The organism is Rhizobium bangladeshense (assembly GCF_001662075.1).
In the GTDB taxonomy this organism is placed as follows: domain Bacteria; phylum Pseudomonadota; class Alphaproteobacteria; order Rhizobiales; family Rhizobiaceae; genus Rhizobium; species Rhizobium bangladeshense_B.
Genome location: NZ_LYPL01000001.1, coordinates 295,698 through 308,682, shown reverse-complemented (window position 1 = coordinate 308,682; position 12,985 = coordinate 295,698). Strand labels below are relative to the sequence as shown.

11 protein-coding genes and 1 pseudogene are annotated in these 12,985 nt (G+C 61.5%); 11 read left to right on the top strand and 1 reads right to left on the bottom strand.

Translation table 11 applies throughout. The features are described 5' to 3' along the window. The first annotated feature begins 186 nt into the window (after positions 1 to 186). The 7 genes and pseudogenes from A7X77_RS01480 (at position 187) to phoB (ending at position 7,474) form a co-directional block, all read left to right on the top strand. A pseudogene (locus A7X77_RS01480) lies at positions 187 to 588 on the top strand (endonuclease domain-containing protein). A gap of 481 nt (positions 589 to 1,069) precedes the next feature. Further along, on the top strand, positions 1,070 to 2,104 hold the full coding sequence (locus tag A7X77_RS01475) for a substrate-binding domain-containing protein (protein WP_064681255.1): 1,035 nt from the start codon (positions 1,070 to 1,072) through the stop codon (positions 2,102 to 2,104). Positions 2,105 to 2,269: 165 nt separating this feature from the next. Further along, positions 2,270 to 3,751 (top strand): phosphate ABC transporter permease subunit PstC, encoded by a 1,482-nt coding sequence (gene pstC, locus A7X77_RS01470; RefSeq protein WP_064681254.1) that lies wholly within the window; start codon positions 2,270 to 2,272, stop codon positions 3,749 to 3,751. After that, complete coding sequence (gene pstA, locus A7X77_RS01465) at positions 3,748 to 5,067, top strand: phosphate ABC transporter permease PstA (RefSeq protein WP_064681253.1); 1,320 nt, start codon at positions 3,748 to 3,750, stop codon at positions 5,065 to 5,067. The genes pstC and pstA overlap by 4 nt, the downstream gene beginning before the upstream one ends. Before the next feature lie 15 nt (positions 5,068 to 5,082). Continuing rightward, on the top strand, positions 5,083 to 5,898 hold the full coding sequence (gene pstB, locus A7X77_RS01460; RefSeq protein ID WP_064681252.1) for a phosphate ABC transporter ATP-binding protein PstB: 816 nt from the start codon (positions 5,083 to 5,085) through the stop codon (positions 5,896 to 5,898). 43 nt (positions 5,899 to 5,941) lie between these two features. Then, on the top strand, positions 5,942 to 6,655 hold the full coding sequence (gene phoU, locus A7X77_RS01455; protein WP_004672769.1) for a phosphate signaling complex protein PhoU: 714 nt from the start codon (positions 5,942 to 5,944) through the stop codon (positions 6,653 to 6,655). Positions 6,656 to 6,790: 135 nt separating this feature from the next. After that, positions 6,791 to 7,474, top strand: a complete 684-nt coding sequence (phoB, locus tag A7X77_RS01450; protein WP_004672768.1) for a phosphate regulon transcriptional regulator PhoB — start codon at positions 6,791 to 6,793, stop codon at positions 7,472 to 7,474. A gap of 394 nt (positions 7,475 to 7,868) precedes the next feature. Here the strand turns inward: phoB and A7X77_RS01445 are convergent, their stop codons facing one another. Next, entirely contained in the window at positions 7,869 to 8,402 is a 534-nt protein-coding gene (locus A7X77_RS01445; protein WP_064681251.1) for a GcrA family cell cycle regulator, read from the bottom strand. Positions 8,403 to 8,825: 423 nt separating this feature from the next. Between A7X77_RS01445 and A7X77_RS01440 the strand changes: the two genes are divergently transcribed. The 4 genes from A7X77_RS01440 (at position 8,826) to A7X77_RS01425 (ending at position 12,767) form a co-directional block, all read left to right on the top strand. After that, a complete protein-coding gene (locus tag A7X77_RS01440) occupies positions 8,826 to 10,025 on the top strand; it encodes an aspartate aminotransferase family protein (protein ID WP_064681250.1) in 1,200 nt (399 codons plus the stop codon). Positions 10,026 to 10,062: 37 nt separating this feature from the next. After that, positions 10,063 to 10,977, top strand: a complete 915-nt coding sequence (argF, locus tag A7X77_RS01435) for an ornithine carbamoyltransferase (RefSeq protein WP_064681249.1) — start codon at positions 10,063 to 10,065, stop codon at positions 10,975 to 10,977. Positions 10,978 to 11,066: 89 nt separating this feature from the next. Beyond that, a complete protein-coding gene (locus tag A7X77_RS01430; protein WP_064681248.1) occupies positions 11,067 to 12,059 on the top strand; it encodes an Hsp33 family molecular chaperone in 993 nt (330 codons plus the stop codon). A gap of 120 nt (positions 12,060 to 12,179) precedes the next feature. Further along, positions 12,180 to 12,767 (top strand): hypothetical protein, encoded by a 588-nt coding sequence (locus A7X77_RS01425; RefSeq protein WP_064681247.1) that lies wholly within the window; start codon positions 12,180 to 12,182, stop codon positions 12,765 to 12,767. Positions 12,768 to 12,985 lie beyond the last annotated feature (218 nt).

The following is a 12,985-nucleotide window of genomic DNA, read 5'->3' as shown; positions in this document are numbered from 1 at the left end:
CGATTAGCGATGCGTACCGTGTATACTGCCCCTCACCCTAACCCTCTCCCCGTAAACGGGGCGAGGGGACGTGCCATGCGAGAGGCTCGCGGGGAGCCGAGAGGTTGCGGCATATCCCCTTCGCCCCGTTTACGGGGAGAAGGTGGCGGCAGCCAGATGAGGGGCAAGTCACAAGGAAAAACGTCAATGAGAGGCCCCAAGCCCAAAACCACCGCCCCGAGCGCGAACCCTGCGCCAATCGGACAACGACGCAGAGGACAAATTATGGAAGGAACTGCGCGACCGGCGCCTCAACGGAAACAAGTTCGTCCGGCAATTGCCGATCGGTCCTTATTTTGCAGACTTCGCCTGTCGTGAATTGCGGCTTGTCGTCGAGATCGACGGCAGCCAGCATGCTGACAACCGACGGGATGGAATCCGGGTGCCTACATGACTGGCAATGGCTGGTCGGTGGTTCGTTTCTGGAATGTAGATGTGCTGAGCGAGCTGCCATCCGTGCTGGAGACGATCGTTGCGATCTGCGACGGGCGGCTGGTCGAACGCGTCGAGGTAATGGATTTGCGGTTCTTTCCAGCCGTGCGTGAATAACGATGGCGTGCCGTGCGATTGCCCCTCACCCTAACCCTCTCCCCGTAATGACGGGGAGAGGGGACGTGCCCTGTCGAGAGTTTTGGGTGGGACGGAGAAGTTGCGGTATATCCCTTCTCCCGTCAAAACGGGGAGAAGGTGCCGGCAGGCGGATGAGGGGCAGATCCCACGGGCGGACCTGAATGAAAGAATGCAAGCAGGAAGGGCCAGGATACTTTTCCGCAACCGCCGGGCCACGTGCGATAAACTTGCAATGCAGGGTCGAGCGGCTATCCAAACTTTGCCAACCGTCGACACGTTCAGGCGGGATCCATAAAATTTATCATTATAAATCAGCATCTTAAACTGTCATAAATGTTTCACCGATTTGACATAAAAGGACGGTGCTTACAGCGCTAAGAGAGTCCCGCCGATGAAAAACGGCAATGCGAGGGCCTCTCTACAGGCCGCATCACACAAGCCCAATGCCCGGGAGATTCAAATGAACACCTTCAAGCTCACCGTTGCCGCGCTCGCTGCAACTGCTGCTTTCGCTGGCGCTGCCGTCGCCCGCGATCAGATTCAGGTTGCTGGTTCGTCCACCGTCCTGCCTTACGCCAAGATCGTTGCCGAGTCCTTCGGCGAGACCTTCACCAATTTCAAGACGCCAATCGTCGAATCCGGCGGCTCCAGCGCCGGCCTCAAGGAATTCTGCAAGGGCGTCGGCGAAAACACCATCGACATCGCTAACTCATCTCGCGCCATTAAGAAAAGCGAGGTCGAAGCCTGCAAGGCTGCCGGCGTGACGGATGTCCAGGAAGTCAAGATCGGTTATGACGGCATCGTTTTCGCGACCGATGCCGGCAACCCCGATGTCGCTTACGTTCCGGCCGACATCTACAAGGCCCTCGCCGCCCAGGTCGTCGTCGACGGGAAGCTCGTCGCCAACCCCTACAAGAAGTGGTCGGAAGTCAACCCGAAGCTCCCGGCTGTTGATATCGCCGCCTATATCCCGGGCGAAAAGCACGGGACCCGCGAAGTCTTCGAGGAAAAGGTCTTGGCAGCTGGCTGCGAAGCATCGGGCGCTGCAGAAGTCATCAAAGCCGCCGTTTCGGACAAGGCCGCTCAGGGCAAGGCCTGTGTCGCAGTCCGTAAGGACGGCGCTGCAGTCGACATCGACGGTGACTACACCGAAACGCTGTCTCGCATCGCTGCCAACAAGACCGCGGTCGGCGTATTTGGCCTTTCCTTCTACGAAAACAATGCCGACAAGCTGAAGGTCGCCACTGTGAACGGTGTCGTTCCGTCCACCGAAACGATCGCCAACGGCACCTATCCGGTTTCCCGCCCGCTGTTCTTCTACGTCAAGAAGGCACATCTCGGCGCTGTTCCGGGCCTGAAGGAATACGTCAACTTCTTCGTATCCGACCAGATGATCGGCCCTGACGGCCCGCTGGCTGAATACGGCCTCGTTGCCGCTCCGGATGCCGAGCGCGAAGCGATCCGCAAGGACGTCGAAGCTGGTAAGGCCATGTAATGACTTTGCCGGCGCGGTGCTTCTAAGCCCGCGCCGGCATTGCTTTATGCCCCTGCGTGCCGGCTTTTTCGCTGCAGGGTTTTCCTTCTCCAATGATTGGAAGCTGAAGGCAGGCTGATGCAGCCGCCGGGCTTTTTGGGGGCTTCGGGCCTGGGGACGTAACGAATGAGCACATCCGTCATACTTTTGTGCCTTGTGGTGATCGGCGCCGCCGCCTATCTGGTCGCGCGCAGCCGTGCCGCAGCACTTGCCGGAGGCAGGTCCTCCGCATTGCATTCACGGCCGGCCTATTACGGCGCCTATGCGGCGATCTGGGCTGTTCTTCCTGCCCTCATCGTCCTCTGCGTCTGGCTCTCCGTCAGCCCAGGCATTGTCCAGTCCTCGGTTCGCGATGCCTTCCCTGCCGACGTCAAGGCGCAAGCTTCGGTCGAGCAGGATCTGAGCTACTCGATGGTAGCGACGGTTGCGCGCGGCCTGACGATGCTCACTCCCGACGAGGTAGCGGCAGTCTCCACCGACCCGGCGGCGCTGCAGGCCAAGCTCAGTGAAAAGGGCGTGCCGCTCGCCGGCCAGCCGCAGCCTTACATGGTCGAAGCCGCAAAGACGCTCAATTCGCTGAGCATGACGAGCCGGCTGGCCATGACGGCGGTGGTCTTTGCTCTCGCAGTTGCCGGCGCTTTCTATGCGCTGCGCGCAATCGCGCCGCGTTTCCGCGCCCGCAACCGCGTCGAGCGTGTCATGCTCTGGGGGCTGCTGCTCGCCTCTTCGATCGCCATCCTGACGACGGTGGGCATCGTGCTGTCCATGCTGTCCGAAGCCGCGCGCTTCTTTGCGGTCGTTCCCGCCAACGAGTTCTTCTTCGGCACCGTCTGGGATCCGCGCTTTGCGGGCGCCGGCAGCTCGTCCTTCGGCCAGTTCGGCCTGATCCCGCTTTTGCTGGGCACGCTTTATATCGGCTTGGTCGCCATGCTCGTTGCCGTGCCGGTCGGCCTTTTCGCCGCCATCTACATGGCCGAATATGCCTCGCCGAAGCTGCGGGGCATCGCCAAGCCGCTTCTCGAAGTGCTCGCCGGCATTCCGACGATCGTCTACGGCTTCTTCGCCCTCGTCACCGTCGGCCCGTTCCTGCGCGATTTCTCCGCTCAGATCAGCGGCCTGCTCTCCGGCAACTATTCGAACTTCATCCAGGCGCAGAGCGTGCTGACAGCCGGTATCGTCATGGGCATCATGCTGATCCCCTACGTTTCCTCGCTGTCGGACGACATCATCACCGCCGTGCCGCGGGCCCTGCGTGACGGTTCGCTCGGTCTCGGCGCCACGCGCTCCGAAACCATCAAGAAGGTTGTCCTGCCGGCGGCTCTCCCCGGTATCGTCGGGGCGTTGCTGATGACCGCCTCGCGCGCCATCGGCGAAACCATGATCGTCGTGCTGGCCGCCGGTGTCGCCGCCCGCATCCAGATCAATCCCTTCGAGCCGATGACGACGGTCACCGTGAAGATCGTCAATCAGCTGACCGGCGACCTTGAGTTCACCTCGCCTCAGACACTGGTTGCCTTCGCCCTTGGCATCACGCTGTTCTGCATCACGCTTTGCCTCAACATCTATGCGCTCTACATCGTGCGCAAATACCGGGAGCAGTACGAATGACGAATATTGTTTCTCCCGTCGCCGGAACCATTTCCAAGGCGCCGCCGCGCCGCGATATCGGCATCAAACGCCGCTATGCCGCCGAGCGCCGGTTCCAGGCCTATGGCATCGCTGCCATCGCTTTCGGCCTCATCTTCCTTTTCATCCTGCTGTGGACGGTGATCGGCAAGGGCTACACTGCCTTCCAGCAGACGTCGATCACCCTGCCGATCGAATTCGCAGAGAAGACGATCGACCCTGACAACAAGCGTGCGACCGACCCTTCGGTGCTGATCGCCGCCAATTATCCGGTTCTGCTGCGCGATGCGATCGTCAAGCAGCTGAACATCAATGCATCCAGCCGTCCCGATGTGCGTGACGCCACGGCCATGCTCTCCAAGAGTGCGCCGATCCAGCTGCGCGACCTGGTGGTCGCCGATCCCTCGGTGATCGGCAAGACCGTCAACGTCACCCTGCTCGCCGATGCCAATGTCGATAGTGCCAACAAGGGTCAGATCGATCTTTCCGTCGACGAGAAGAACCGCAAGGTCAACGACAAGCAGGTCGCCTGGATGAACGAGCTGAAGGCGAACGGCGCGCTGACCAAAGAGTTCAACACTGGCCTCTTCGTCAACGGCAATTCCAGCCGTCCCGAGGCTGCCGGCCTCGGCGTCGCCCTGATCGGCTCGCTCTATCTGATGCTGATCGTGCTGGTTCTGTCTCTGCCGATCGGTGTGGCAGCCTCGATCTACCTCGAGGAGTTTGCGCCGAAGAACAAGCTGACGGACCTGATCGAGGTCAACATCAACAACCTCGCCGCCGTCCCGTCGATCGTCTACGGTCTGCTCGGTCTTTCCGTCTTCATCAACTTTATCGGTCTGCCGCGCTCGGCTTCGCTGGTCGGCGGCCTGGTGCTGACGCTGATGACCCTGCCGACCATTATCATCGCGACGCGCGCTGCCCTGCGCGCCGTGCCGCCCTCGATCCGCGCCGCAGCCTTGGGCCTCGGTGCCTCGAAGATGCAGACGGTGTTCCACCATGTCCTGCCGCTTGCCATGCCCGGCATCCTCACCGGCACGATCATCGGCCTGGCGCATGCGCTCGGCGAAACCGCGCCGCTGCTGTTGATCGGCATGGTCGCCTTCGTCGCCAATGCACCGACGACGCCGCTCGATCCCTCGACGGCGCTGCCCGTGCAGGTTTATATGTGGGCAAACGAGGCGGAACGCGCCTTCGTGGAGCGTACTTCGGGTGCCATCATCGTCCTGCTCCTGTTCCTGATCGTCATGAACATGGGCGCCATCCTCTTGCGTCGTCGCTTCGAGCGCCGCTGGTAAACGGAGTTAAACATCATGAACATGTTGACGGAAGCAGCAGTTGAAAAGGCGCTGGATCAGAAGATGAGCAACGTCCCGTATAAAATGATCGGACAGGATGTCTCCGTATACTACGGCGAGAAGCGCGCGCTTTTCGATGTGAACCTGAACATCCGCGAAAACACCGTAACCGCGCTGATCGGCCCTTCAGGCTGCGGCAAGTCGACCTTCCTGCGAAGCCTCAACCGCATGAACGACACGATCGAGGGCTGCCGGGTCACCGGCAAGATCACGCTCGACAGCGACGATATCTATGATCCCGATATCGACGTCGTCGAACTTCGCGCCCGCGTCGGCATGGTTTTCCAGAAGCCGAACCCGTTCCCGAAGACGATCTATGAAAACGTCTCCTACGGCCCGCGCATCCACGGTCTCGCCAAGTCGAAGGCCGATCTCGACCAGATCGTCGAGAGCAGCCTGCAGCGCGCCGGCCTCTGGAACGAGGTCAAGGACCGCGTGCATGAATCCGGCACCGGCCTCTCCGGCGGTCAGCAGCAGCGTTTGTGCATTGCCCGCGCCGTCGCCGTCAGCCCGGAAGTCATCCTGATGGACGAGCCCTGCTCGGCCCTTGACCCGATCGCCACCGCCAAGGTCGAGGAACTGATCCACGAGCTGCGCGAGAACTACACGATCGTCATCGTCACCCACTCGATGCAGCAGGCCGCGCGCGTCTCGCAGCGCACCGCCATGTTCCACCTCGGCAATCTCGTCGAGGAGAACGACACCGACAAGATGTTCACCAATCCGGACGATCCGCGCACCCAGGACTACATCATGGGCCGTTTCGGCTGATCCTGGCGACACGAAGCTTTCCGTTATTCGAGGATAAAGCCCCATGGCATCGACACATATCTATTCCGCCTATGATGATGATCTGAAGTTCCTCTCCAGGCGGATTTCCGAAATGGGCGGCCTCGCCGAACAGATGGTCGCGGAATCCGTCCGGGCGCTGGTCAACGGCGATACGGCGTTGGCGCAGAAGGTCATTTCCGACGATGTGATCCTCGATCACACCGAGCGCGAAATCGGCGACAAGGCGATCGTCACCATCGCCCGCCGCCAGCCGATGGCCGCGGACCTCCGCGAAATCATGGGTTCGATCCGCATCGCCGCCGACCTCGAACGCGTCGGCGACCTCGGCAAGAACACCGCCAAGCGCGTCATCGCCGTGCAGAGCACCGGCGTTCCGCGCAAGCTCGCCCGCGGTCTCGAGCACCTCTCCGAGCTGGCCCTCGTCCAGCTCAAGGAAGTGCTCGACGTCTATACGACGCGCGCCGCCGACAAGGCGACCGCCATCCGCGAGCGCGACAACGAGATCGACGCGATGTACACGTCGCTGTTCCGCGAACTTTTGACCTATATGATGGAAGATCCGCGCAACATCACGAGCTGCACGCATCTTCTCTTCTGCGCCAAGAACATCGAGCGCATCGGCGATCACGCCACCAATATCGCCGAGACGATCTACTACATGGCAACCGGCGCCCAGCCGGAAGGCGACCGTCCGAAAGACGACAGCGCCAACACCGTCGGTGCCGCCACGGAATAACCGTGCCGGACCAGCCTATTGCGTGCGCGCCCGTCCGGGCGCGCAAAGAGGTCGCAGCCAATTTCTGATTTTGCGCGGGATCCCTTGCTTAAATCACCCCCGGTTTAAGGATCGTGCGCGAGGAGACGGACACGCATGATCCCGAGAGTTGCAGTTGTTGAAGACGAAGAAGCCCTCAGCGTGCTTCTCCGCTATAATCTCGAAGCGGAAGGCTTCGAAGTCGATACCATCCTGCGCGGCGACGAGGCCGAAATCAGGCTTCAGGAACGCACGCCCGATCTTCTCATCCTCGACTGGATGCTGCCCGGCGTCTCCGGCATCGAACTCTGCCGGCGCCTGCGCATGCGGCCGGAAACCGAGCGGCTGCCAATCATCATGCTGACGGCGCGCGGCGAGGAGAGCGAACGCGTCCGCGGGCTGTCGACCGGCGCCGACGATTACGTCGTCAAGCCGTTCTCGACCCCCGAGCTCGTCGCCCGCGTCAAGGCAATGCTGCGCCGCGCCCGCCCGGAGGTGCTGTCCTCGGTGCTGAAATGCGGCGATATCGAGCTCGACCGCGAAACCCACCGCGTCCATCGCAAGAGCCGCGAAGTGCGCCTCGGCCCGACCGAATTCCGCCTGCTGGAATTTCTGATGTCGTCGCCGGGCCGGGTCTTTTCCCGCTCGCAGCTGCTCGACGGCGTCTGGGGCCACGATATCTATGTCGACGAACGCACCGTCGACGTCCATGTCGGCCGCTTGCGCAAGGCGCTGAATTTCTCCAACATGCAGGACGTCATCCGCACCGTCCGCGGCGCCGGCTATTCGATGGAAGCCTGAGGTTGAAGGGGTGTGTGTGGTGGGCGTTCCCGCCAAACACGCGGCAGTACGGCCTGTGAGGCCCCGCCTTACCGTCGTCCATCGCCGCCGCTTCGTTCGCCGTTGCGAGCCAGCGTCATTGCACCGGCGAGGCTTGTGCGTCTCGGCACCACCTCTCCTCCGTCATCCCAGGGGTTGACCCTGGGATCCATGCGGCTGGCATGGCGTGAAGAGCTGATGGCATCCAACTGCGGGGAAACAGTTGAAGCCGATTGCTTGGCTGTGGATCCCAGGGTCAAGCCCTGGGATGACGGAGTGTGGGGTTGGCTTTGTTGCTAAACGCAAAGGTCAATTCCCCACTCGAATAAAAAACGGGCCGCTCGGCCCGTTTTTCATGTCCAGCGATGCAGCCCGCTCAGCTGACCCGCGCGGCCGCCCGGCGGCGCTCATTGACCGGCTGATAGGCAAGCTTCTGGTGATAGCTGCAATAGGGCGAATTATCTGGGGATTCGCAGCCGCAGAAGTGAAAGTCGTCCTTGAGCGGATCGCCGACCGGCCATTTGCAGGTGCGTTCGGTCAGCTCTGTCAGGCCGAGGCGGCGGGAAATCGGCACGACCACGTTGCGGGCCGGGACATATTCCATTTCCTCGACCGCATCGACCTCGATCTCTTCCTTCAGCATCGTTGCGCCCTGCTGGCGGGTCACGGTGCGGGTGGTGATCCGGGAGGCGTAGTTCGGCGCGCGCGGCGCCGATGTCTGGCGCTTCGGCGTGCGCGCCGCGGTGGCTGTTCCGCCGGCCTTGGCGCGGCCCGGCAGGCTCAGCCGGTGCACCTTGCCGATAACGGCGTTGCGGCTTACGCCACCAAGTTGTGCCGCGATCTGGCTGGCGCTCAGCCCTTCGGACCACAGCTTCTTGAGTTTCTCGACCCGCTCGTCTGTCCAGTTCATGCCCTGTCTCCACCGTTTGCGTTGGTGATGGCAGAATCCCTCACCGTTGTCCCGGAAGCCTCCGAAACAAGAAACGCTTGATCAATTTTGGTGACTAGTTCCGCCGCATGCAGTCTAGTAATTGAACTTTAACCTAGTGTGAGGCTGACTCCGTGACAAGAGTCGCGGGAATCCGGATGAATCGAATTCGTAGTTTTCCCCAACTTGCTGCCTCAGCGTGTCATTTCTGCAATAATGCCTGTTGAAGGCCGAAAATGCCGCTGTACAAGCTTGCTGCATCCGCTAACGCCGCAGTTTTGTTGACATTGCAGCGCGAAAAGGAAATAGTACCGATCGCCGCCGAAAGGCGGCATTTTTGATTTTTCGGACCCGGTTTTCTTAGCCGGAGTCCCTGCTTGACAAACTGATCGGGAGACCCGCGCCATGGCCGAAGCCGCGCCGCTTTATGACACCTATTCTCGTGCCCCGCTGCGGTTCGAGCGAGGCGAGGGCGTATGGCTGATCACCGAAGGCGGCGAGCGTTATCTCGATTTCGGCGCCGGCGTCGCCGTCACCTCGGTCGGCCATAGCAATCCGCATGTGGTCGCCGCCTTGAAGGAGCAGGCCGACAAGGTCTGGCACCTCTCCAACATCTATGAGATCCCCGGCCAGGAGCGCCTGGCCAAACGGCTGACGGACGCCACCTTCGCCGACAAGGTGTTCTTCACCAATTCCGGCGCCGAGGCGCTCGAATGCGCCATCAAGACGGCGCGCCGCTATCAGTTTTCCAAGGGCCATCCCGAGCGCTTCCATATCATCACCTTCGAAGGCGCCTTCCATGGGCGCACGCTTGCGACGATCGCCGCCGGCGGCCAGGAGAAATATCTCGAAGGCTTCGGCCCCAAGACGCCGGGTTTCGATCAGGTGCCGTTCGGCGACATCGAAGCGGTGCGCGCCGCCATCACCGATGCGACGGCGGCGATCCTCATCGAACCGGTGCAGGGCGAGGGCGGCGTGCGTCCCGCCACGGCCGAGTTCATGAAGGCGCTGCGCCAGATCTGCGACGAGAAAGGCCTGCTGCTGATCCTCGACGAGGTCCAGACCGGCGTTGGCCGCACAGGCAAGCTCTTCGCCCATGAGTGGTCTGGCATCACACCAGACATCATGGCCGTCGCCAAGGGCATCGGCGGCGGTTTCCCGCTTGGCGCCTGCCTTGCGACCGCTGAGGCCGCCTCCGGCATGAAGGCCGGCACCCATGGTTCGACCTATGGCGGCAATCCGCTGGCCATGGCCGTCGGCGGCGCCGTGCTCGATGTCATTCTCGCCGACGGCTTCCTCCAGCATGTGCGAGACGTGGCGCTTGTCTTCCGTCAGGGGCTGGCCTCGTTGAAGGACCGTTATCCCGATGTGATCGAGGATATCAGGGGCGAAGGCCTGCTGCTCGGCGTCAAGGCGGCCGTCCCCTCGGCCGAACTGCTGCAGGCGATCCGCGCCGCGCATCTGCTCGGCGTGCCGGCCGGCGACAACGTCATCCGCCTTCTTCCGCCGCTCGTCGTCACCGCCGAGGAAGCCCGCGAGGGTCTCGTCCGCCTCGAGCGCGCCGCCGAGAGCATCCGCGCCTCCAAGGTCAAGAAGACGGCTTGAAGGGATCGCCGCCCTCGGGCGCACGACAGGTAAGAACATGGCTCCTAAACATTTCCTCGATCTTTCGGCCGTCACATCGGCCGACCTCAGAACCATCATGAACGATGCGCTTTCCCGCAAGCAGGCCTTCAAGGCCGGCCAGGGCGACAAGCCGCTCGCCGGCAAGATGCTGGCGATGATCTTCGAGAAGCCGTCGACGCGCACCCGCGTCTCCTTCGACGTCGGCATGCGCCAGCTCGGCGGCGAAACGCTGTTTTTGTCCGGTACCGAAATGCAGCTCGGCCGCGCTGAGACGATCGGCGACACCGCCAAGGTGCTGTCGCGTTATGTCGATGCGATCATGATCCGCACCACCGAGCACTCGCGCCTGCTGGAGCTTGCCGAGCATGCGACCGTGCCTGTCATCAATGCGCTGACGGATGATACCCATCCCTGCCAGATCATGGCCGACATCATGACCTTCGAAGAGCATCGCGGCCCGATCAAGGGCAAGACCATCGCCTGGACCGGCGACGGCAACAATGTGCTGCATTCGCTGGTCGAAGGGGCTGCGCGTTTCGGCTACCGCATGAACATGGCCGTACCCCTTGGCTCGGAACCCAAGGATCACTATCTGAACTGGGCCCGCAATCAGGGCGCCGAAATCATGCTCTGCCATGATGCCGACCGTGCGGTCGAAGGCGCCGATTGTGTGGTGACCGATACCTGGGTCTCCATGAATCAGGAACATCGGGCGCGGGGTCACAACGTCTTCCAGCCTTATCAGGTCAATGCGGCCTTGATGGCCAAGGCCGGCAACGATGCATTGTTCATGCATTGCCTGCCCGCTCATCGTGGTGAGGAAGTAACGGACGAGGTGATCGACGGCCCGCAATCCGTGGTCTTCGATGAAGCGGAAAACCGTCTTCATGCGCAGAAGTCGATTCTTGCTTGGTGCCTGGGCGCGATCTGAACCATAATCGGACGCCGCGCGCGAACAACGCGCGGCCGCGCGAGCGAAGGGCACCCTTGCTCATCGCTTGAAAACTAGGAGTGAAAGCCATGGCAGAAGCTGCAGCCGCCCTCGGCCAGTTCGATTTCGCCGGCGATGACCATGTCGTCCCTTTCCAGGTGGAGGGTCTGGATGTGCGCGGCCGCGCCGTCCAGCTCGGACCGATGCTCGATGCGATCCTCGAGCGCCATCATTATCCCGCGCCCGTCGCCCGGCTGCTTGCCGAAGTCGTCGTGCTGACGGTGCTGCTCGGCACCTCGCTGAAATTCGACGGCAAGTTCACGGTGCAGACCAAGGGCGATGGCCCGGTCGATCTTCTCGTCGCCGATTTCTCGACGCCGGAAAATGTCCGCGCCTATGCCCGTTTCGATCAGGCGCTGCTCAACAAGGCGGTTGAAGCGGGCGAAACCGAGCCGGAACAGCTGCTCGGCAAGGGGGTGCTCGCCTTCACCATCGACCAGGGCAAGTTCGCGCAGCCCTATCAGGGCATTGTCGCGCTCGACGGCACCTCGCTCGAGGAGATTGCCGGTGTCTATTTCCGCCAGTCGGAACAGATCCCGACGCGCGTGCGCCTGGCTGCGGCTGAACTCTTCGACCGTGACGATGCCGGCAAGCCGCGTCATCGCTGGCGGGCCGGCGGCCTCGTCGCCCAGTTCCTGCCGGAGGCGCCCGAGCGCATGCGCCACCCGGATCTCCACGGCGGCGACGGCGATAATGGCGACCGCCCGCATGGTGAGGACGATGCCTGGGTCGAAGCCCGCTCGCTGGTCGAGACCATCGACGCCGACGAGTTGACCGACCCGCTTGTCGGCACCGAGCGGCTCTTGTTCCGGCTGTTCCACGAACGCGGCGTGCGCGTCTACGAACCGCGCGCCATCTTCGACCGCTGCAGCTGTTCGCGCGACAAGATCAAGGGCGTGCTGAAGGGCTTTTCGGCCGAGGAGATCGAGGAAAGCCAGGAAAACGGCGAAATCGCCGTCACCTGCGAATTCTGCTCGACCACCTACCGCTTCGAACCGATCGAGCTTCAGCCGGCCGAATAGGCTCGGTTGAGCACACGTCGAACAAATACAAAAGATTAGCGATGATCCAGCACAGTGACTCGACTTTCGGTAGTCACTGTGCACCTATTATCCAACTGGTTCGTTGGGGATGGGGCCTTCATGCGCTTTTTGTATTTTGTACTCGCATTCATGGCTGCGATGCCACGAATTGGCTTGGCTGATGACGAGACAATCCAATGGAAAGAGGTCGGGGGCTGGAGCGTGGCTGTCGACCCGACTTTAGACAATGGCTGTTTTGTTCTGACTTCCTTTGATGACGACACCATTTTTCGTCTCGGCTTCAATTTCCGAAAAAAGGACAAACCTTTGTACATTCTGCTCGGAAATCCAAACTGGAAATCCCTGGAGAAAGGTAAGCATTATCCCATCGAACTCTCGTTCGACCAGTCTAAACGGACGGCTGATGCGAGAGGTCTGGATCTTGCTGGCCTCAAATCATTATGGATCGATTTCAACGATCCCGACTTGATTGAGGAGTTTTCTGGTAAACTGAGTTTCCGCGCCAGCGTTAGAGGAAAGCAGATTGCTGCCCTCGGTCTGAAAGATTCCGAGAGGGCAGCGGATGAGTTGCTCGCCTGCCAACAGGCGGTCAACGATGCGGTCGCAAAACAGCCGGCGCCGTCGCAACCTAAGGATCCGTTCGAAGCAAAGCCAGGTAGCCAGGCCTCGGATCCTTTTGACCTTTAGTAGATTGATGACTGGGCAAGCCTGAGGATCCACGACCGCGGGCATCCATTGGTACTGACTGGAGCGCTGCACCGGCCGTATCCACGAGCAGTGCTTGCCGTATGGGTCCTCGGGTCAAGCCCGAGTAAGGGAAACGAGCGGCAAGAGGCGGGATCGCTGGGAATTCCAGCAAATGCGCGCGGTCTTGCGTGAGAAGCACGTAAGCAAACACTTCCAAT